A 23,243-nucleotide genomic window follows, 5' to 3' on the forward strand; every position below is an offset into this window, starting at 1 on the left:
AAAAAATAAAATAATTACCACTTATCAAAAAACGTCGCTTAAAACAAAAAACGACAAATTTTAGCTTGTCGTTTTTTGCTGCTATATATGCTGTTTAAACACTTTTTTCACTATAGTAGCGATACGAACTTTATCGTCTTCGGTTAAGTTAGATCCCGAAGGTGAACATAAACCGTTTTCAAAAAGTTCTTCTGCTACCGTACCACCGTAATACGGTACGTTTTTAAAAACTGGTTGCAAATGCATTGATCTATAAAAAAGTATTTAAAAAAAAGTGTTTCTTTTTATTACAGCATTTGGCTCAATTGTTTTACCTTCAGTTATTTTAGCACCTCCACCAATGTAAGCACCTGCATAAATACTAACAAAATCTTCTATTATTGCATCATGATCTATTGTAGTGTTTGCGTTTATAATGCAATTATCACCGATAGTACTCCCTGTTTGTATGACCGCATTTGCTAAAATAACTGTCCCTTTGCCTATTGTTACTTCCTGTGCAATTGATGCCATAGGATGAATAACAATTCCTAATGGATGAACTATTTCAGCAGCAATATTTTTTCGAACTTCATTATTCCCTATCGCAATAATTAGTTCAATATCTGGAAACATAGAGGCATCGTAAGGATGTTCTTGATCAAAAATATGGATTACCGAAGCTCCATTTTTTTCAATCGCATCTTTTACAACTCTTCCATGACCTCCAAAACCATATAGAATAAACTGTTTCATTATAAGTTATGTTTTTTAATCAAATTATATTTTAAATATAAATATATTAAACCAAAAATTACAATAATGGAAATTGAAGATATTATCTGTATGGTTAAATTGAACCTGGTACAATAAATAACAATAATACCAATCAACAATTGTAGCAATCCATATATAGATGAAATCAATAATCTATTTGACTTATTTTCGTTTGCATAATATTGATACAGATGTGAACGATGTGCTTCGAATATATTTTCTTTTTTTGATAATCTTCTAACAATCGTTAATACAGTATCTAGTCCATAAACAGTTAAAAATAATATGTAATTAATATTCTGAGTTTTGATTATCAATAAAGCTATTAAAAAAACAACAATGAAAGCAATACAAACACTCCCAACATCACCCGCAAAACATTTTGCCTTATTTCTAAAATTGTAAAACCCAAAAACTAAACATGATAGAATGGTATAATAAATAATATTAGCATCTACAAAATTGATTTGTAAATTAGAAATAGCTAATAGAATTAAAATAGCCAAACTATTTGATACTGTAATTCCGTTAATACCATCCATAAAATTATATGCATTTATAATTCCAATACATAATATCAACGCAATTGGTATTAACCACAAAGACAGTTCAAAAAGACCAACTTGATAAAACATCAATAATACTGACGTTAAATGAATTGACAATCTGATTCTATTAGATAGTGTAAAAATATCATCTAAAAAACTAATGACAGTAATTGCTGTTAAACCAAGAAAAAAATAGGGATATTGAAAGCCAGAAAAAATAAAGAAAATTAATGCTCCAAAATAAAAAATTACGCCTCCTCCTCTTAGTGTAATAGTTGTATGAGAGCTTCTTTCGTTTGGTTTGTCGATAATGTTGTATTTGTCTGCGATCTTGAAATAGATAAGTTCAATTACAAAAAGGACAATTAAAATTATAATATAATTCATAAATTATTTAATAAAATATCTAATAAAACCATTAATCATCCAATAAGAAGTGTAATATAAAGCCTTTGGATAACTGAAACCTTGCGTATCTTTTAGAAAAGAAATATGTTTAAGAATAAGCTTATACTTTTTACTTGTTGCTGAATTATTAACTTGACGATAATAAGCTAATTCTTGATCAATGCCATAGCAATTAACACCGGATTTAAGGATTGATAACCAAAGTGCATAATCTTGTTTACGGGCATGTTCAGACATATAATATTTACCAATTTTATCGGAATCATAAACAGCAGTTAAACAACTAATTTCAGTTCTCTTTAAAAGATGTTTATAATTAACTATAGGACTTACATGGAAAGTTGATTTTATTTTTTTTCCGTATTCATTCAAATAACCATAAGATGTATGACTAAAATGATAATCATTTTTTAACATAAAAGGTATTTGTATGGCTAACTTTTCTTTGTGCCACTTATCATCTGCATCCAAAAAAGCTATAAAACGGCCTGAAGCATTTTTAATTGCAAAATTTCTAGTTTTACCAGATTTCAGATTTATTGGGTTATTAAAAATTTTAATTCGATTATCTTTTTCTGCTAACTTTTGCATAATTTCCCAAGAATTATCAGTAGAACAATCATTAACTAACATCCATTCCCAATCTTGATACGTTTGCCCTATTACAGATCTAGCAGTTTCTTCTAAAAAAAGAGAAGCATTATAAACAGGTGTAATTATAGAAACTTTCATAAATTATAATGTCGTTATAAAATCCTTTAGTTTTCCTTCCATTGTATGAAGTTTAGCACCGAAATTTATTTCAAATGAAATATCGCTGCCAAAATACTTACGAAGTTCTATTGTCAATAAATCTTTAGACTCTGGAGATTCTTGTTCAATTTTCAAAATAATCACGCCTCTTTCATTTTGAATCGCTTGATAATTTAAAATTATATCGTGATTCAATGCTAAATTCTTAAATACATAATAAAAAGTCAAACTAGGATAACTATTTTGATAACCTATAATATTTTTACCAACACGCCCCAAAACGTCTAAAATTACAGGATGATGTCGACCGCATTTACATTTAAAATTATCTTGAGCTAATGTAATCTTGTCACCTAATTTATAACGTATTATGGGAAAAGATTTAGACATCAAATTAGTCACTACAATCTCACCGTTAATTTCTTCAACAATTACATTTTCACTATTTATGTGCATGTAGCCTTCTGGACATTCAAAAGCTATTAATCCAGCTTCAGCTGCACCGTATTCACTTCTTATTTTAGAACCAAATGCTTTTATTGTTTCTGAATGGTAATTATCATAGATTTTTTCTGAAGTCCCTTTTATTAATTTAATTTTTTTAGGTTTTTGAATACCTTCAATTGAATTAATACGTTTAGCAACCTCATAAATCATTGATGAGTAACCTTCGATATAATCAGCTGATTTAAGTTTTTTTGTAAATTTAATTATTTCGTTCTCATTGTACGAAAATATTCTAAATCGATTTTGAAGTACATCTAATAATTTGATTTTAAATTGATCTTTACCCGAAATATTATATCCCCAAAAATATCCATTTTTATCCCAAGGATTAACTCCATACCATGAATAGCCTCTATACATGGATGCTCGATTCATTGAATCCCATTCTTCATCCTTTATAAATTTAAGTGGCTGACCCGAAGTCCCAGATGTTTCAGAAACAATTACTTTATTAAACTTAAATGTACTATTTATAGCTTCTGCATTATCTCTCAATTCATCTTTTTCAAGAATAGGTAACTTAACTAAATCATCTACTGAATTAATATCATCTCTTACGATATTCAAGTCATTTAACTTCTTTTTATAATAAGGAGAATAGTTAAAAGCAAAATCAATTAATTCTTTAAACTTATTTTCTTGTATTGATTTTAACTCTTCAAGAGAGGCTGAATCTGTTTTTACTAATTCTCTATAAAAACGAAGCAAACTTGGGTTTCTTGATTTAATACCAAGTTTGAAAATTAATGAATGCATTATAACTCTTTTATAAATTTCGCAGGTGTACCCGCATATAAACTATTTGCTTTATCAAAAGGTTTACTAATAAAACTATTCGCGCCTAATACTGAATTTTCAGGTAATATTGTACCAATTGCTATTGAACAATTTGCTCCAATCCAACTTCCTTTCTTTAATATTACTTTACCTTTTCTTATTGGACCATATCTAAATGAATTATTTATTGAGGTATGATTACCAATTACTATTACAGAATTAGGTGCTATCATAACTTGATCTTCTATTATTAACTCACCACTACCCATAATAACAGTATTATTTCCAATAAAAACATTATTTCCTAAACTAAAATTATGTAAACCTTTTAATAAAGCATTATTTGTTACTTGAAAATCTTTGCCACATTTTTTCATAGCTAAACCATAGAACCAACCTCTAGTTCTCATTGTAAAAGGTAAATCGGGAATAAAATAAAATAAGGTCCTAATAAACCAAGAATAGAATAATATTAATTTATGCTTCATAGAAAATTGATTTTAAGAAGTTTTCGATTTTATAATTTGATACTTTCTGGAAAGATGACCTTCTGATATTGTTATAGGTATTATTATTATTTATTATTTGAAGATATTTATCAACAAACATTTTAGGATTGTTAAAGTCTGCAAATAAGATTTCTTTTCCATCTGTAAACGTTGTGGGTAAAGAACCAACAGGAGTGCTCACAACAGCTAATCCGTTTGCCATTGCTTCCAAAATGACTCTAGGAGAACCTTCAGATAAAGATGCAAAAGCAAATATATCATTACTGCGTAAAATACTATTCAATTCCTTTCTATTATCAATATGCCCTTTAAAAATAACATTTTTGATATTTTGATTATCTATCATCACTTTTAACTCTTCTTCCATTTCACCATGACCAACAATTGTTAATGAAGCATTAGGAATATTTTCTTGAAGAAATTTAAATGATGTAATTAATGTATCTAATCCTTTAGCTTTTCTTAAATAACCCAGATAAATTAATTTAGGTGAAAGCTGATTGATTTTTTTTTCTTCAAAAAAGAAATCTTCATCATTCAGTGTGGAAGATACTAAAGGTAATGCTTTAATATCATATTTTTTTAACCGTTCAGTTAAATGAAAACCGTTAGTAAATACGGTAGCATGCTTAGAAGCTTTCATAAACATCAAATGCTCGGGTTTGAAAAAAGTTGTATAAATCTTCTTTTTTAATGGAGACAGATTTGGATTATTAATTATCGTATCTGTAGGGTCTCCAACAAAATGAATAATTCTTTTTTTGTTTTTAAAAAAAGATGCTTGTAGCCAACCAAAAGGAATAGGGTAACGTGCATAAACTTTATCATATTCTTTAGACAAAGTTTTATACGCATCAACATATGTAAAGAAATGCTTAATAGCCTGAATATAGCCTTCCGTATATGGAAGTTCATATATTCTGACATTTTTAAACATGCTTACTGATTCAAATTTAGTTTCATCTTTTAAATTAAGATTTACAGGAGAAAGTAAACAAACTTTATCATAATATTTAACAATTTCTTTCAAATATATCCAATGTGTATAGGGCATATAATATTGATTGTCTTTTTTATGTAAGGTCCATGCATGTAATAGAATTGAACTCATGAAATAGAATTTTTTTTATAATTAAATGAATTAATATATGCCAAGAAATACCACATAATCAAATAAGTAATGATTCCACCTGTCTTATTCATTAAGAAAAAAAAGAAAACAAAAAAAATCATTGGTAAAGAATTTTTTAATCTTATCTGAAAATATGCTTTTTTAAAAATTAATATCAAAAAATACAAAAAAACACTAGTAGTTATCAAGCCACCAGTAACTAGAAAATAAATAATCAAATTATGAGTATCTAAAACTCTATTTGATAATATTGAAAGTTCAAGTTTATAGCCTTCCTCACCTACACCTATTAATAAATTATCAGAAAAAATAATTAATGCATTTGTCCATAATTCGTCACGAGAATCTGTCAATCCTTCATTTTGAAAACGAGACATAATATCTGAATCTTGCAAATAGACAAACATAAAAAACATAAATATTAAACTTAAAATTAATAAAGATATTTTTAATACTTTTTTTATATTCGATAAAAAAACAATTACGAATATAGACAATACCAAAATTAATAACGAACCTCTAGATCCTGTGTCAATAGTAAAAAAAACTAAGGTTGGCAAAAGTGACAAAAAAACTAAATTAATTTTATTTAATTTTAGTGGATTTATTAGAAAGTTATAGAACAAAATAATAAAAGAAATAGCCATCCTAGAACTTATAGAATTCGGATTTTCTCCAAATATTCGCAGTCGTCCATTTAGTATTTCAAATTGAGAATTAAAAATACCTAAGACATATCCTAAAGAGATTAATCCACATGAAATTGAAAATATTAATAAACATTTAAAAGCAAATTCAGGAGATTTTGAAAATTCTATTGAAAAGAACCAAAAAATAATTACAGCAGATATAAACTTAAAATTAATAGGTAGAAATTCAGAATATGATACACCATATAAAAAAGCACTAAAAAATAATAATAAAGCTATAAGAAAAAGTAATTTAGTTGGTAAATCAAAACGATTCGTAATAAAAGAAAACCCATTTCTAAATAAAATTGAAACCAAAGATAATATCGTTAAAACATCAAAATACAAACCATTAGTACCAAACGGATCGAACAAACCAAATCCTAAAAAAAAAGAAAATAAATATAAAATAAAATTAGTCATTAAATTTTCTTGGTAAATTATTAATATCTGTTTTTACTATCTTACCAGGGTTTCCGGCTACAATTGCATTTTCAGGTACATCTTTTGTAACCACTGTATTAGCAGCTACAATAGAATTATTACCTATTGTTACTCCTTTTAAAATTCTAGAATTTTCTCCAATCCAGACATTTTCTCCAATAAAGATTGCTTTACTTTCAGAATGCTTCCATTTCCTATAGAAAGAACCTTCTGGTGTTTGTCTCATAAATTTTCTATCTTCAGGATTTACTGGGTGATAGTTATTATCAACAATAGATACATTTGATCCAACACCAGTATAAGCTCCAATATATACAGAATTTATACATGCTATTTTTGAGTTAGGACCTAAATGGGCATATTTTCCAATAAAAACTTTACCTCCATTACTAGAAACAATTTTACCATGTATACGTGCATTAGACTCTATTACAACATCCTCTTTTTTAGATGAATCAATTAAAGTAATTTGAGTTGAACGATAAAACTTTTGTCCTTTTCCTTTTAAGGTAGCTTTTTTCTTGTTTTTAATAAATGATAATTTATCGACTATTTTTCTTAGAAATTTTTTCATTAATTATATTTTTTAAACTAGTAAATAAATTTACTAGAAGTGCCTTTTCTTTGTCATTAAATATAAAAATATAAAAAATACTTATATAAATAATAGCAAGAAAAACAGAAGTAGTTATAAAATTTAAATATTTATTAATTTGAAGTGTTTTTTGTAATATTTCTCCTAAACTATAAACCCCAAGAAAAAGAATAAATGCTTTTAAAACTGAATTAATAAGAAATTCTTTTACATTCAAATTAATTATTTTTTTAGCAAAATATATCGTTGTAAGTAATGTTAAAAACTGTACTAAAATCATTGTATACAAAATAGCAACAGGTGCAAAACCTAAACTAAATAATAAATAACCAATTGGTACATTCAAAATTAATAAAATAGAAATCGAAATCTGATACCATTTTATTTTTCCTGCAGCATATATTGCTCTTGTAATGCCAGGGTATAATTGCATAATTAAAAAAGTAATAATAATAGCCTTACAAAAATTTATTGTCCCACCTGGAATTACTTTTAACCAATGATTTAATATGAATTCTGTATGTAATAATACAGGTATAGCAATAAAACTTGACAACAGAAAAGACACTTTTGAAGAAAAAACTGAAACAAATATCATCTTGTCATGATCATTAGCACCTTTAGATTTAACAATCATTGGTGTAAAAACAGTCGTTAAAGTACTAGCAAAAGTAATTACTAAAGAATTCAATTGATTCGCTACACCGTAAGCTGCATTAACAAATGTACCAAAGAAAATATTTAATACTACTGCTACTCCCTGATTTCTACAAACAACTGCAAGTGAACCTAAAGTATTCCATCCTGCAAAACTAAACATCTCTTTAAAAAGTAGTATATCACCTTCTTGAAGTTTAAAATTTAATTTGCATTCATTATATCTAAATTTACACCATAAAATGTTTATCAAGGAACCAATGATAATTGCAAAAACCATCAAATAACTATATACAATCAGTTTATCATTTATTATATAAAACAACATTATTGCAGCAAAAAGTTTCAACAAAATTGAAATAATATCTGATATTGAAGAAAACCACATTTCTTCTCTTGCATTAATTACTGCGTTAAAAGGGATAGTAAAAATGGTAACAGCACAAGAAAATATCATTACGTTATAAACAGTTACTGCATTTTCAATATCTTTTTCTTGAATATTTAAAAAACCATCAAATAAAAAAGGTTGTAATAATTTAAATAAAATAATAACTATAAAACTTAATCCGAAATGAACAGCTAAACTTAAATTAAATACCTTATTAAGCTTTTTTATATCATTCTCACCAATTGCAAACGAAAGGAATCTTTGCGTTGAAACAGTTAGAGCGCCAGAAAAAAATGACAACAAAGTGATTACTCCAGCAACTAAATTATACAATCCAAATGAATCTACTCCTAATTCTTCTAAAGCAATTCTAGTTGAAAATAAAACTACAATAGAATTTATTATAATTCTAAAATAAAGTGCTATAGTATTTACTAAAACTCTATGTGATTGTAACATTTGGATTAATGAAAATTTATAATCTATTATCAGCCTCAGTTAAAATCCCTTTTACATCATAAACAACACCGCCCTCTTTTAAGAATTGGTTTAAATCTAAATCTGTAAATTCTTTATGTGCTACGGTTAATACGATGGCATCGTATTTCGTTTTTGAATCGTTTTGTATAGATTCTTCGACAAGCTCAGAATGACAAGATAGGTTATACTCATGCATTACTTCGGCTGGGTTAGCCCATGGATCATACGTTACTACTTCTACGCCATAATCTTGTAAGGCATGTATTACATCTACCGCTTTGGTATTACGAACATCTGGACAATTTTCTTTAAAAGTAATTCCTAAATTTAATACACGTGCACCACATACGTTGATTTTTTTCTTGATCATGGTTTTAATCACCTGAGAAGCTACATACTCTCCCATAGAATCATTTAAACGACGACCAGCTAAAATTATTTCTGGGTGATAACCTGCTTCTTGTGCTTTTTGCGCTAAGTAATACGGATCTACACCAATACAATGTCCACCTACTAAACCTGGTTTAAAAGGTAAGAAATTCCATTTGGTACCTGCTGCTTCTAAAACCGCATGAGTATCGATGTCTAATAAATTGAAAATTTTAGCAAGTTCGTTTACAAAAGCAATATTAATATCACGTTGCGAGTTTTCGATTACTTTAGCTGCCTCAGCTACTTTAATACATGGTGCTAAATGCGTTCCTGCAACAATTACTTCTTTATACAAGTTATTCACAACCTCACCAATTGCTGGAGTAGAACCAGAAGTAACTTTTAGTATTTTTTCAACCGTATGTTCTTTGTCACCTGGGTTGATACGTTCTGGTGAATAACCTGCAAAGAAATCTTCGTTAAATTTCAGACCTGAAACGCGTTCTAAAACAGGAATACATTCTTCTTCCGTAACTCCTGGATAAACCGTTGATTCATAAATCACAATATCTCCTTTTTTCAAAACTTTAGCAACCGTTTCTGAAGATTTGTATAACGGTGTTAAATCTGGACGGTTGTTTTTATCTACAGGTGTTGGAACGGTTACTACATAAACATTTGCCGTTTCGATATCAGTTAAATTATGAGAACAGTACAATCCGTTTGTATCCGTTGCGAAAGGATTTTCTTTTACTAAAACAGCCTGTAAAACTTCATCTGAAACTTCTAATGTAAAATCATTTCCATTATTTAATTCACCAATACGTTTTTGATTGATGTCAAAACCAACCACTGGAAATTTAGTTGCAAACAAACGTGCTAATGGTAAACCTACGTAGCCTAAACCTATAACGGCAATTTTGTGTTGTGTATTCATTTTTTTTGATTAATATATTATAATAAGTGTTTATGATTCCAATACCAAGTTACAGCTTCTTGCAGACCTTGGCGAATGACATGTGTCGGTTGATAACCTAAAAATTCTTTAGCTTTATGTACGGACGCTAATGAATGTGGAATATCTCCTTGGCGGTTTGGACCGTGATTCACAGGAATATTAGAAATCTCCGAATCAAATGCCGTTAAAAATTCTTTTATATAGCTTACCAATTGGTTTAAGTTGGTACGATCACCTACAGCTGTATTGTACACGGTATTGATTGCCAATGGATTTTTGGTTAACATTGCCAACTCATTCATTTGAATTACATTATCGATGTACGTGAAATCACGAGAATTTTCACCGGTGCCATTAATCGTTGGTGACTCGTGTTGAATTAACAATTTCGTAAACAATGGAATAACCGCTGCATAAGCGCCACGTGTGTTTTGACGACGACCAAAAACATTAAAATAACGCAAACCAATGATTTCCATTCCATACGTTTTAGCGAATACATCGGCATATAATTCATTTACATACTTAGTAACCGCATAAGGTGATAATGGTTTACCGATAACATCTTCTACTTTAGGTAAAGCTTCCGAATCACCATAGGTTGAAGAAGATGCTGCATACACAAAACGTTTAATACCTGCATCACGTGCTGCTACTAACATGTTTAAGAAACCAGAAACATTAACTTCATTTGAAGTAATTGGGTCATTTATCGATCTTGGAACTGAACCTAATGCTGCTTGATGTAATACATAATCTACGTTATGTACTGCTTTTTGGCAAGTTTCAAAATCACGAATATCTCCTTCAATCAATGTATAGTTTTCATTAGAAAAAAATTCTTCGATATTATGTCGATATCCCGTAGCAAAATTATCTAAACATGTTACTTTATAACCTTTGTTTAAGAAATATTCGGTTAGATTAGAACCGATGAAGCCTGCTCCCCCTGTAATTAATATGTGTTTCATTATGTTTACTTACAAACTTTCATTAAATATTCACCATAACCACTTTTAATCAGTGGTTGGGCTATTTTGGTTAATTGTTCTTTGTTGATGTATCCCATACGGTAGGCTACCTCTTCGATTGCTCCGATTTTAAGTCCTTGACGTTCTTCTATGACTTGTACGAATTGCCCGGCTTGCATTAAAGAAGTAAAGGTGCCGGTGTCTAACCAAGCTGTTCCGCGATCAAAAACACCTACTTTTAGGTTTCCTTGGGCTAAATATCTTTTGTTTACATCGGTGATTTCGTACTCGCCACGTGCTGAAGGTTGGATGCTTTTTGCAATTTCTACGACACTATTATCATAAAAATACAAACCTGGAACTGCATAATTTGATTTAGGGTTTAAAGGTTTTTCTTCAATTGATATGACTTGATTGTTTTCGTTGAACTCGACAACTCCGTAACGTTCTGGATCACTCACAGGATATGCAAAAACGACTCCGCCTGATACATCCGTACAACTTTGAAGCAGTTTTGACATACCTGAACCATAGAAGATGTTATCTCCTAATATCAAAGCTACTTTATCGTTACCGATAAATTTTTCTCCAATGATAAAAGCTTGAGCTAATCCGTTTGGTTCAGCCTGCTCTGCATATTCAAAACGACAACCTAATTGGGTTCCGTCTCCTAAAAGTTTTTTGAAATGAGGTACATCATGAGGGGTTGAGATAATAAGAATCTCATTAATTCCTGCTAACATAAGAGTCGAAAGCGGATAATATATCATAGGTTTATCGTAAACAGGCATCAACTGCTTGCTTACCGCCAAAGTTAACGGATGCAGACGCGTTCCCGAACCTCCGGCTAAAATAATTCCCTTCATGTGTTGTTTTTGTTTTTGGTTTTTTGGTTTTGATTGTTAAAAAAATAGCACTTATTTACATAATGCTTTCTTTTTAACATTCGGTTGTAAAAGTAAATAAACCTAATTACCCAACCAAACTTTATTGTGATATATTTTATTTTTAACAAGCTAGCAATAAAAAAGTTAACAAATAAACAATAAATAATACATTTTGTTAAAAATAAAACGATTACTCAAATCAATAATCTCAAAAAGCTAAAATTACTTAGCGATATTGAATTTAACTCACTTTTTTACTATCAAAAATGTGAAGTTAGTTGTCGTTTTTATTTTTTCTGTCGAAAAAAACAAAAAGGTAAATAATTTATGAAACTAAAAAAAGTAATAAAAAATAGGAAATACAGTTAACTAATTAACTTTTACTTTAAAAATTAATGGTTGAAAAAATTCACTTATAAACCATCAATTGAATAATGTCAATTGAAAGATTAAAGATTTGGAAAAACTGTAATGAGTATAAACTGAACCTAACAGCAAATAATTTCAGCAAATATTTCCAAAACTATAAATTATTACCTCTTTTAATTTGTAAAATTTACTAATCAACAACGTATAACGTAACTCACAAATTATTTTTTGCATGAAGTTCTTACAATGTTAATTTTTTTTAAAAACGGTATAAAAAGGAATATCAATTTTAAATCCGATTGTCCATTGAATTAAATCTATTGCTCGATTATTAACTATAAGTTGTTGGTCATTTAAATACTTGTCTACCTGAACGAAACTGGCTCCTGTATAAGCTACAAATGGTGTTTTTGGGATGTTAAATAAAAATTTAACTCCTGGACTAAATAATTCTTTTATACTTACCTTTTGCTTGTGACTGTAATCTGAACTTGACCACAAATAATGATTAACTAAATTTCCTAATTCTAAAAATTGTACAAAGGTTCCGAATCTTTTACCCGAATAGGTTAGACCAATCGGTGCCGTTACTCCATAAATAAATGAATTTTTATAATCACTTGGCTGACTCTGAACAAATTGATAACCAGTAAACAAACCTACATATCCATTTATCGTGAAAGTACTTTTATTTTTTCGTTTTATCATATAGGACTCTTTAGGCGAAAACATTTCTTCAATAGCTGAATAAACTTCTTTCTCATCTTTAGCGTTTATGATTTCAGAAAAAATAGTAGTTGTTTTTAAAAGTTTATTTATTGCATTATTTTTAAAACTACCTTGAAAATCATCAAATTCAATATCGAAAACTTCATAATTACTATTACTCATTATTTTTAATGGATTTTCAACTAAATCAATTAGTAAGTTTGTGAGAATTAAAGAATTCTGAATATTTTCTTCATCTATTTTTGAATCTAAACTTGGAAAATTTTCTTTAAAAATCATAGACAAAAAGGAATTGTCATTGGCTTTAAAATTGATTAATTCATTGCTGGCAATAGCAATTTTTACTGATTTAAGTTCATTTTTTAATTCTGAAATGGTAAAAAAATTTTCAGTTTCTCCAACGATTTTAATTTGATTTTCTTTATATTTTTCAAAACTAATAGTAACATTATTACATTCAATTTTTGTCCTTTTGATTTTATTTGCATCTACAATTTTAATTGGCTTTGCAGATGCGTTGAAAAAAACATTAATTGTATTGTCTTGAATATTTATCGTATAATTTGAGTTTGAAAAAATAGGTTTTATAAATGTAATAGTATTTTGAGTAACTGCCTTGAAATCTTTTTTCACAATTTGTTGACCAATTTTATACAAAATCTGTAACTGATCAATCTCTGAATACATATCAGAATTAAAGCTATCATAGGTAACATTGTAATTTGGATCTACGTATTTTAATAAATCAATCATTTTGTTCCAAGCCAAAATAAATGAGGGATGATTTTCATCCAAAGCTGCTTTACTTAATGCGTCTAATTGAGAGAAGTCTAATAACAAATTTGCTAATTGCTTTCGTTTACTAGTATTTAATTTATCTGTAAAAATATTTTGAAAGACTTGTTTTTCGTAAACTCCGTATTTAATTTCGATTAAATCCAATAAATCTTTCCACTGCTCTTCTGAAATATTATTAATCTGCTCTGAAGTTATATAATACATTTTTTTGTCATAAATGGTATAAAACTCATTAGAAACGATATACAAAAGAGCTGTTATATCTTTTAAGTGTTGTTGATTATTATAGAAATCACTCTCTTTTCCCTTTTCATAAAAATTTTTTAATATAGATCTGTAATTGTGACGCTCATTTATTAGTTTTTGAAAATAATTTACACTCTTAACTGTAGCTTTAATATTTTGTAATTCAGATAAACGATTGTTATAAACAGCTTGATTTTCTAACCAACTACTATTGATCAGATTTGTTGGCATTTTTACAAAATCCGATGACAAACTTGTACGCCAATTATCATTTAAATCTTTCAGTCTATCAAGATCAAAAGTTTCAAGCACTTCCTTCGTTTCCGGAAAGGTATCCCATAATAATGGGTTTTGAATTTCTCTTTGTAAATATTGTACAAACCAAATCATAGTTTCCTGCTTAGCTCTATTAGCCATAAATTGGGCAACAGAGTTGATAATATCTGTTTGACTTGGAACTCTATATCCTGATATTTCCTGATTATTTTCTTGAACTACCCTACGCGTCTCATTGATTCTAGCGTTGATTTGATTTCGATCTATTTGAAAAATCCCCTTTTCTTCATAAGCTATTAAATTATCTAAATAATTATTCACTAAATTATTCACTAATTTATTTCTAGAGTCTGATAAAGTTGAATAATACGATTTATAATATTTAACAAATGAATACACATTTAAATTTGAATTGCTTAATTTATCATATTCTTCTTTAAACGTTTTCTTGTTTGGATCTTTAATATAATTGAAGTTGTTAATTATTTCTTTATACTGTTTTGAATCTAGAAAAACAGTGTTTGATAGTATTTCTACATTTTTTTTAAAAAAATCATCACTTAAATCATCTACAATAAAACCATCTGAATTAGTAAAAATGAAATCTTTTACAGGAGTTATAATATCTACATTTCTGTAAGCATAGATAACTTTATTTAGTTCCTCAATGTCATTTTTTATCTTCGCATTCCTACCGCTAAATATTCCTTTGTATTTTTTTTCAATACCATCAAACTTAGCATCAACTCCTAAAACTGATTTGAAGTAATTGTTTAAATCAATTTTTAATTCTTCTCTTATATTATTACTTAAGTTTTTTTGAAGTGAAGATATCAGCAAGGTATCACTTTTCGAATTTTGTGCTAGGTAGTTCAAATAGCCTAAAGCGTCTAAACTATTTGTTTTTGTAGAAATTGCTCTAGCTAAATAAAACAAATTATAGATTGGTTCTCCTGAAACATCACTTTGTTCTTCAAAATATTGATTAGAATTCGTTTTGAGTTTACAATTTATTTCATGTGAAAATGAATTATAAAAAATAGCTGTACGTTTTGTGTCATTTACAGCAAATAAATTACTGGTTACTACTAGAGAAAGTAAACAGATATGCCTTTTAGAACTTTTCATAAAATAATAATGTTTTTCAGGTAAAAATATTATTATTAATTAACAAAACGTATTTTTTTAGATTAAAAAACTAATTTAAAGTTATAATGCATGAAATTTTAAAGATGAATAATGAATATTAAGGAATAAAAGGTGAAAATACAATTACATGATAAATAATTCACTTTAAAAATTGATTCATTGAAAAAAACACGTTTAAATTGTAGATTAAAAAAACTAAATATTAAAATATTGAACAACAAATAACATTAGTAAATATTCAAAAAAATCTTTAACTTATAACATTTTCAAATTAAATGTCTGCATTAAGCAATAGGCTTTATGTTGAGTTCTAAATCATATTATTGTTTTAAAGTTCAACTCCCTATTTTCCCATTCTTTTTTCCTTTTTAGGCTATAGGCTGTATGCTTTAAGCTGAGTTCTAAGTCGAAATATCGTTTTAAAGTTCTATTCCCGATTCTCTTTTCCCGATTCTCTATTCCAATGAACGTTTTTGTTAGTACTTCAAATTCTATTATATCATGCTGCACTTGATGCAGTATCGCATCTTGTTTTTTTCTTTTCTTTAAAAGCACTAAAGAAAACAAATACAAGCCTAAATGACTTATTTTTTCAAACTGAGCGTATAAGGCGTAGTATTCATGAGAAACTAAAACAAATATTAACGCTTGAATAAAAGGGGTTTCCGACGCAGTATTTTAACGATCTACTACGGCTTATTTCTAAAAACAACCGATCTTGCTTCGCTTCGGTCAGCGGTTGCTTTCTTACGAAATTTCACCTTGCAGATTCTCGTCAATATACTGTATGTCGGGTTTACGATTCTGCTGAATATTGTGTTTTGTTTTTCAATGAACGTAGTTTGTTTCTACTTAATATTCTATTTTGTAGTTCTAAACTTGGTTACTTCGTCACTTCGTTACTTGATTACTTGGTTACTTCGTCACTACGTCACTTGGTTACTTGGTTACTTGGTACAGTTCGCAAGCTCGGGTTAGCATCATATTAAGTTTTTTGATTCTTATATTATTCTTTTGGATTACCCCCAAAAGAACCAAAAGGGGTTTCCGACGCAGTCTAAATACGGTCTAAATGGTTTCGAACGCTAAATCAAAAAGGTCTTGTTTTTTCAAAACTTCAGTCAGCTTTTTGATTTTACGCTTTTCTCAACTTTTAGACACTCGCATTTTGACTGTATGTCGGGGTTTCGATTCTACTAAATAGGTTATAAATGCTTTTTTTGTTCCGTTTTTTATAGCATCTTGTTTTTTGTATACTGGTTTAATAGTGCGAATTGTAATTCTTTATTTTATTTCTTCTTCTTTAAATGCACTAAAGAAGACAAATACAAGCCTTTATGACTTGACTATTTACACTGAACGCGTAAGGCGCAGTATTCATGAGAACAAAAAAAAATATAAACGCTCGAATAAAGTGCTCCGACGCAGTATTTTAACGATCTACTACGGCTTATTTCTAAAAGGAACTGGTCTTGCCTTTTCAAAGCTTCAAATACAAGCCTTTATGACTTGATTAATTACACTGAGCGCGTAAGGCGACGTATTCATGAGAACTAAAACAAATATTTTCGCTCGAATAATCAGCAGTTCCTTTCTTACGAAATTTCACCTTGCAGATTTTCGTTAAAATCCTGTATGTCGGGGTTTCGATTCTGCAAAATAGGTTATAAATGCTTTCTTTGTTCCGTTTTTAATAGCATCTTGTTTTTTGTATACTGGTTTAATAGTGCGAATTGTAATTCTTTATTTTATTTCTTCTTCTTTAAATGCACTAAAGAAGCAAAGTGCTTCGACGCAGTCTAAATACGGTCTAAATGGTTTCGAACGCTAAATCAAAAAGGTCTTGCTTTTTCAAAGCTTCAGTCAGCTTTTTGATTTTACGCTTTTCTCAACTTTTAGACTACTCGTATTTTGACTGTATGTCGGGTTTACGATTCTGCTGAATATTGTGTTTTGTTTTTCAATGAACGTGTTTTATTTGTACTTAATATCCCATTTTGTAGTTCTAAACTTGGTTACTACATTCACTATTTCACTATTTCACTATTTGATGTCGGGGTTTCGATTCTGCAAAATAGGTTATAAATGCTTTTTTTAGTCTGTTTTTTTATTTGTTCTACCGAGTATATTTAGTACTCGATTTACTATTTCCCAATTTCCCAATTCCCTATTTGATGTCGGGTTACGTTTCTGCTGAATATTGTGTTTTGTTTTTCAATGAACGTAGTTTGTTTCTACTTAATATTCTATTTTGTAGTTCTAAACTTGGTTACTTCGTCACTTCGTCACTTGGTTACTTGGTTACTTGGTTACTATATACGCTTTGTTTCTACTTAATATTTTATTTTGTAGTTCTAAACTCGGTCACTCGGTCACTTCGTTACTTGGTTACTTGGTTACTATATACGCTTTGTTTCTACTTAATATTCTATTTTGAACTTGAAACTTTGAACTTGAAACTTTTGACTTACATTCAGATCATTTCATTTTCAAATCTTCAAATTATCACATTTTCAAATTCTAATCCTGATTCGGTGATGCGCAGATTCAAATTGATAGATAAAATTAACTCCTAATTAAATTTTCACAGATTTTGAATCTAATACATTCAATAAGTTTCGTAATTTGTTTGTCCTACGTAGTTTAATGGGTAAAAATCTGTATATCTGAGGGAATTCTATAATACACTACAGGTTAATATAATTACATAAATCAAAAAACAGTAATAAAAATAACTTTTTGAAAAAAATTTTTCAGTTAACAGAAATCAATCTGTAATAAAACCAATGAGATTGTGCAATGAGAAGATCCTTTAAATACAAAAAACTCAAAAAGTGTAAATTTTTTGAGGCTTTATAAAAAATCAGATTAAAATTTTAATTGTTCTGTCTGAAGAATTAGTTCATTTTTTTTCAACTCTAACTTTAATTCTTTTACTTGGGTATCTAGTTTGAGAATTTTAGATTTTGCTTTTATCTCTTTTTCTAAAGTTAGCTTTTTGTTCAACATATTTTTTTCGTATTGTGTTGTGGTCTTTTTTAGGTTGTTATCTGCTTTTAAAAGTTTAGCTTTTGTTTTGGTTACATTTTTTTGAGCTTTTTCTATAGAGTTGTTAGATTTTGCTAATTGTTTGGCTTCTTTTAGTTTTTCTTTTTGAGATTTTTGAAGATTTTTTAATTCTTTTTTTATATAACTTACTTCTTGATCAGCTGTTTTCTGAACGCGTTTTGCATCTTCTGTTTTTACTTTATCTTTTAATTTTTTAGCTTCTGAGGTTTGAATAGCTAACTGTTTTGCTTGACTATCTTTTATAATTAAATCTTGCTTTTTCAATTCTATAGCTTCACCAATTTTAGCTGCTTCAGCATTTAACTCAGTTATTTTTTCTTTAGAAGATTGAATTAACTCAACTGTAGTTTTTGCATCTTGTGCATTTGAATAAAAAAATGAAATTAATAAAAATAACACGGTAATTTTCAATTTACTCTTCATATTGATATAATTTTATAATTTATACTAAACATTATTCAACAAGTATGCCAAGCAGAACTTTTTACCGAGACAAAATAAAAAATTATGATATTTTTTAGAATAAAACCAAACAAAAACTTAATTTTAAAATAAATAAAATAATAAATAAATAAAAAAAACGAATAATCATCATAAAACACTATTTTAACTAACACCTTTTAAATAGTTGCCTTTGGTAATTCTCTTTTAATAAATTATTTATTTTTAATTGGAATAGAAAAAAAACCACACTTGGTTAATTTTTTATTTTTTTTATATATATTTAACAAAAAAAAACAAAAAATATACTACATGAAAGAGCTAAACAAAATAAAATTGCTATATGATTTACATTATGTACCAAGTCATAAAAGAATTGATTTTTTGCAATCCTTATTGGAAGCAGAGCATAATACCTCAAGAAATCAATCTGAATTCATTAAATCTACACTTGATGAGTTTTACAATTCGATTGGCGTTCTAAATGCTAAACAATTTGAGAGTTTAATTCACACAATTAAAACCGAATATAGTTTAAGTACGGTATGTAGGAAACTGGATTTATATAACATAAAAGCCGAATACTTTGAGCCCATTCTTAATTTTTGTAAAACATATCATCAAAACATAGATACAAGTAATTTTAATGAAATTTTATCTACGGATTCTGAGATAACACTAGAAAACTTTAAAAAGATAATGAAACAAGGTTGGATTGGAGATTGGGAAAATAATCCAGAGGACGATAATCTAAGTGTGGTAAAAATTCCTGCATTTACTAAAAGTGGAAAGAAAAAACGCTTTTTTTTAGCCAAAATTTTAAAGACAATACCTGTAAGCTACAAAGATAAAACACGGTACAGAATATACTTTTTAAACCCAAGAATTGTAATATTATAGAAATTGTTTTTTTAGTGTATTTAAAACTTACAGCTTAGTAATACGGAATAAAGCTTCGAAAAAAATAACTTTTAGCTATTTAATAAAAAAAATATGACCACAACACGTAAACTATTCATGTCTTTTACTGGACTGTTTCTTTGTTTCTTTCTTTTGATACATTTTTTAGGAAACACACAATTATTTTTATCACCTGATGAGGCGCAAGAAAAATTCAATTGGTACTCTAACTTTCTAACAGGAAATGCGTTTATAAAAATCGTTTCCTATGTTTTGTACTTATCAATTCTTTTGCATGCAATTTATGCTTGGATCATTACTGTTAAAAACAAAAAATCAGGTGGTACTTATAAAAAAGACTCCCGTGATAGAGCCAGTAAATGGAGCAGTCGAAATATGGGTTTTCTTGGATTGATAATCTTGTTATTTCTTGTATTGCATTTTCAAAACTTTTGGTATGTCTATAAGTTTGGGTCCATAGGTTTAGATCCTTGGGGTAATAAAGATTTATACACGGTAGTTGTAACTGCTTTTCAACAAGGTTGGCTAGTGGCTATTTATGTTGTTGCAATGATTGCATTAGCTTATCACTTAGCACATGGAATTTCTAGTGGCATAAGAACATTAGGATTATTTAATCCAAAGTTTGTAAAATGGATTCAATATTTTGGAATTGCGTATGCCATACTAATTTGCGTTGGATTTGCTTTAATGCCTGTTTATATATTTTTCACTTCTAAATAGTTTTTCGATGAAATTAAATGCTAAAATTCCTCATGGACCATTAGAAGAAAAATGGTCAAATTATAAAAAAAATGCTCGTTTAGTTAATCCAGCCAATCGAAAAAAATTAGACGTTATCGTCATAGGAACCGGTTTAGCTGGCGCATCCGTAGCAGCTTCGTTAGGTGAGATGGGTTACAATGTCAAATCGTTTTGCTTTCAAGATTCGCCTAGACGTGCCCATTCAGTAGCTGCTCAAGGTGGTGTAAATGCTGCAAAAAATTACAAAAACGATGGAGACAGCATCTATCGTATGTTTGTTGACACGTTAAAAGGCGGAGATTTTAGAGCACGTGAAGCTAATGTTTACAGACTTGCAGAGTGTTCTGTGAACTTAATTGACCAAGCCGTAGCACAAGGTGTACCATTTGGTAGAGAATACGGCGGTTATTTAAATAATCGTTCGTTTGGTGGTGTTCAAGTAAGTAGAACGTTTTATGCACGCGGACAAACGGGCCAGCAATTACTTTTAGGAACGTATCAAGCGTTAATGCGTCAGGTTGATAAAAAAACGGTACAGCTATTTGCTAGTCACGAAATGTTAGACTTGGTTGTGATTGACGGCCGTGCACGTGGCGTTATTGTTCGTAATCTAGAAACAGGTGCAATCGAACGTCATGCGGCTCATGCGGTGGTTTTAGCTACAGGTGGTTTCGGAAAAATATATTATTTATCGACCTTGGCCATGGGTTGTAACGGTTCGGCAATTTGGCGTGCTTATAAAAAAGGTGCGTATTTTGCATCACCTAGTTGGACACAAATCCACCCTACTTCCCTACCTCAGTCTGGCGATTATCAATCTAAGTTGACTTTAATGTCTGAATCGCTTCGAAACGATGGTCGCATTTGGGTCCCGAAAAATCTAGACGAACAACGTATCGCAAATGATATTCCAGAACAAGAACGCGATTATTATTTAGAACGACGTTATCCAGCTTTTGGAAATTTAGCTCCACGAGATATTTCTTCGCGTGCAGCTAAAGAACGTATCGATGCAGGTTATGGAGTTGGTGCTCTAAAAAATGCGGTTTATTTAGATTTTTCTAAAGCAATAAAAGAACAAGGTCAAAATAAAATTGCCGAGAAATATGGTAATCTCTTTACTATGTATGAAAAGATCACCGGAATCAATGCTTATAAAGAACCTATGATGATCTCACCTGCAGCCCATTTTTCTATGGGTGGCCTTTGGGTGGATTACGAATTAATGACTACAATACCTGGTTTGTTTGCTCTTGGCGAAGCAAATTTTGCCGATCATGGCGCAAACAGATTAGGAGCAAATTCTTTACTGCAAGCGTCTGTTGATGGCTATTTTATTGCTCCATATACCATTGCTAACTATTTGGCTGATCAAATTAAGGAAGGAAAAATCAGTACAAATCATGAAGCTTTTGATAAAGCAGAGGCTGAATCTAAACTAAAACTAGATCAATTACTTCAAATAAAAGGCAATCAAACCGTGGATTACTATCACAAAAAATTAGGTAAATTACTTTATGATTATTGCGGTTTAGCTCGAAATAAGGAAGGTTTAGAATTTGCAATTGAAGCGATTAACAAATTACGAGATGAATTTTATAAGAACGTAAATGTAACAGGTGCTTCTGACCGAATGAATGCGGAGTTAGAAAAAGCAGGTCGTGTAGCAGATTATTTTGAAATTGGTGTTTTGATGTGTTACGATGCATTGACCAGAAATGAATCTTGCGGAGCGCATTTTCGTGAAGAATTCCAAACACCAGACGGAGAAGCTGAACGAAATGATACAGATTTTCAATTTATTTCGGCATGGGAATGGCCTGGATCTTTAGATAAAGAACCGATATTAAATAAAGAAATTTTAACCTTTGAATTTGTGCAACCAACTATTCGTAGTTATAAATAAACCAACTTATGAAATTACATCTTAAAATATGGCGACAAAAAAATCGTGAAGATCAAGGGCGTTTGGTTGATTATACCTTAGATAACGTGAATACACATATGTCTTTTTTGGAAATGTTAGACACTTTAAACGATGAGTTGATTCGAAAAAACGAAGAGCCTGTTGAGTTTGATCACGATTGTAGGGAAGGAATTTGTGGGCAATGTGGTGTGGTTATCAACGGAATTGCTCATGGACCGTTAAAAAACACTACGACCTGTCAGTTGCACATGCGTGAATTTAAAGACAATGAAACCATTTATATCGAACCTTTCCGTGCAGCAGGATTTCCTATAAAAAAAGATTTAAAAGTAGATCGTACTGCTTTTGATCGTATTATTTCTGCGGGTGGTTATGTTTCTGTAAATACAGGTCAAGCTCCTGAGGCTAACTCAATTCCTATTTCTCATGAAATTGCTGAAAGTGCTTTTGATGCTGCAGCATGTATTGGCTGTGGTGCTTGTGTAGCAACTTGTAAGAATGGAAGTGCTGCCCTATTTACCTCAGCAAAAATTTCGCAATTTGCTCAACTTCCTCAAGGAAAAATAGAACGCAATGCGCGAGTTCTGAAAATGTTACATCAAATGGATGCCGAAGATTTTGGTCATTGTTCCAATACTGAAGCTTGTGAAGTGGAATGTCCGCAAGGTATTTCTGTTTTGAATATTGCGCGTATGAACTACGAATACAATCGTTCTCGCTTTTTAAAATCTAAAAAATAG

19 protein-coding genes are annotated in these 23,243 nt (G+C 29.5%); 4 read left to right on the forward strand and 15 right to left on the reverse strand.

The window, feature by feature from the left end; genetic code table 11:
- Positions 1–81: 81 nt before the first annotated feature.
- From HW119_RS13825 to HW119_RS13895, 15 genes are all read right to left on the reverse strand, one after another.
- The gene (locus HW119_RS13825) at positions 82–246 is read right to left on the reverse strand and encodes a hypothetical protein (protein ID WP_410503959.1); all 165 of its coding nucleotides are present in this window, start codon (positions 244–246) and stop codon (positions 82–84) included.
- A gap of 18 nt (positions 247–264) precedes the next feature.
- On the reverse strand, positions 265–735 hold the full coding sequence (locus tag HW119_RS13830; RefSeq protein WP_177765344.1) for a transferase: 471 nt from the start codon (positions 733–735) through the stop codon (positions 265–267).
- Positions 735–1,691 (reverse strand): MraY family glycosyltransferase, encoded by a 957-nt coding sequence (locus tag HW119_RS13835; RefSeq protein ID WP_177765346.1) that lies wholly within the window; start codon positions 1,689–1,691, stop codon positions 735–737. Before HW119_RS13835 ends, HW119_RS13830 begins: the two co-directional genes overlap by 1 nt.
- Positions 1,692–1,694: 3 nt before the next feature.
- Complete coding sequence (locus tag HW119_RS13840) at positions 1,695–2,444, reverse strand: glycosyltransferase family 2 protein (RefSeq protein ID WP_177765348.1); 750 nt, start codon at positions 2,442–2,444, stop codon at positions 1,695–1,697.
- 3 nt (positions 2,445–2,447) lie between these two features.
- Positions 2,448–3,728 carry a phenylacetate--CoA ligase family protein gene (locus HW119_RS13845; protein ID WP_177765350.1) on the reverse strand — a complete coding sequence of 427 codons (1,281 nt, stop codon included), beginning with the start codon at positions 3,726–3,728 and terminating at the stop codon, positions 2,448–2,450.
- Complete coding sequence (locus tag HW119_RS13850) at positions 3,728–4,237, reverse strand: acyltransferase (protein ID WP_177765352.1); 510 nt, start codon at positions 4,235–4,237, stop codon at positions 3,728–3,730. Before HW119_RS13850 ends, HW119_RS13845 begins: the two co-directional genes overlap by 1 nt.
- Positions 4,227–5,369, reverse strand: coding sequence for a glycosyltransferase (locus HW119_RS13855; protein ID WP_177765354.1), 1,143 nt, complete (start codon positions 5,367–5,369; stop codon positions 4,227–4,229). The genes HW119_RS13850 and HW119_RS13855 overlap by 11 nt, the downstream gene beginning before the upstream one ends.
- Positions 5,366–6,502, reverse strand: a complete 1,137-nt coding sequence (locus HW119_RS13860; protein WP_177765356.1) for an O-antigen ligase family protein — start codon at positions 6,500–6,502, stop codon at positions 5,366–5,368. The genes HW119_RS13855 and HW119_RS13860 overlap by 4 nt, the downstream gene beginning before the upstream one ends.
- On the reverse strand, positions 6,495–7,097 hold the full coding sequence (locus tag HW119_RS16785) for an acyltransferase (protein WP_177765358.1): 603 nt from the start codon (positions 7,095–7,097) through the stop codon (positions 6,495–6,497). Before HW119_RS16785 ends, HW119_RS13860 begins: the two co-directional genes overlap by 8 nt.
- The gene (locus tag HW119_RS13870) at positions 7,066–8,625 is read right to left on the reverse strand and encodes an MATE family efflux transporter (protein ID WP_177765360.1); all 1,560 of its coding nucleotides are present in this window, start codon (positions 8,623–8,625) and stop codon (positions 7,066–7,068) included. Before HW119_RS13870 ends, HW119_RS16785 begins: the two co-directional genes overlap by 32 nt.
- A 16-nt stretch (positions 8,626–8,641) precedes the next feature.
- Positions 8,642–9,955 carry a nucleotide sugar dehydrogenase gene (locus HW119_RS13875; RefSeq protein WP_177765362.1) on the reverse strand — a complete coding sequence of 438 codons (1,314 nt, stop codon included), beginning with the start codon at positions 9,953–9,955 and terminating at the stop codon, positions 8,642–8,644.
- A gap of 17 nt (positions 9,956–9,972) precedes the next feature.
- Entirely contained in the window at positions 9,973–10,947 is a 975-nt protein-coding gene (locus tag HW119_RS13880) for an SDR family oxidoreductase (protein ID WP_177765364.1), read from the reverse strand.
- Positions 10,948–10,952: 5 nt separating this feature from the next.
- A complete protein-coding gene (gene rfbA, locus HW119_RS13885) occupies positions 10,953–11,813 on the reverse strand; it encodes a glucose-1-phosphate thymidylyltransferase RfbA (protein ID WP_177765366.1) in 861 nt (286 codons plus the stop codon).
- Between the two features lie 639 nt (positions 11,814–12,452).
- Positions 12,453–15,380, reverse strand: coding sequence for a hypothetical protein (locus HW119_RS13890; RefSeq protein WP_177765368.1), 2,928 nt, complete (start codon positions 15,378–15,380; stop codon positions 12,453–12,455).
- A 2,889-nt stretch (positions 15,381–18,269) separates the two neighbouring features.
- Positions 18,270–18,893 (reverse strand): hypothetical protein, encoded by a 624-nt coding sequence (locus HW119_RS13895; protein ID WP_177765370.1) that lies wholly within the window; start codon positions 18,891–18,893, stop codon positions 18,270–18,272.
- A 330-nt stretch (positions 18,894–19,223) separates the two neighbouring features.
- On the opposite strand from HW119_RS13895, the gene HW119_RS13900 reads away from it, so the two are divergent.
- The 4 genes from HW119_RS13900 (at position 19,224) to HW119_RS13915 (ending at position 23,243) form a co-directional block, all read left to right on the forward strand.
- Positions 19,224–19,811, forward strand: a complete 588-nt coding sequence (locus HW119_RS13900) for a hypothetical protein (protein ID WP_177765372.1) — start codon at positions 19,224–19,226, stop codon at positions 19,809–19,811.
- 93 nt (positions 19,812–19,904) lie between these two features.
- Entirely contained in the window at positions 19,905–20,555 is a 651-nt protein-coding gene (locus HW119_RS13905; RefSeq protein ID WP_177765374.1) for a succinate dehydrogenase cytochrome b subunit, read from the forward strand.
- A 7-nt stretch (positions 20,556–20,562) separates the two neighbouring features.
- Positions 20,563–22,482: a fumarate reductase/succinate dehydrogenase flavoprotein subunit gene (locus HW119_RS13910; RefSeq protein ID WP_177765376.1), complete on the forward strand. Its 1,920-nt coding sequence runs from the start codon at positions 20,563–20,565 to the stop codon at positions 22,480–22,482.
- An 8-nt stretch (positions 22,483–22,490) separates the two neighbouring features.
- Positions 22,491–23,243 (forward strand): succinate dehydrogenase/fumarate reductase iron-sulfur subunit, encoded by a 753-nt coding sequence (locus HW119_RS13915; RefSeq protein WP_177765378.1) that lies wholly within the window; start codon positions 22,491–22,493, stop codon positions 23,241–23,243.

Origin of the sequence: Flavobacterium sp. I3-2, from assembly GCF_013389595.1 — a bacterium.
GTDB lineage: Bacteria > Bacteroidota > Bacteroidia > Flavobacteriales > Flavobacteriaceae > Flavobacterium.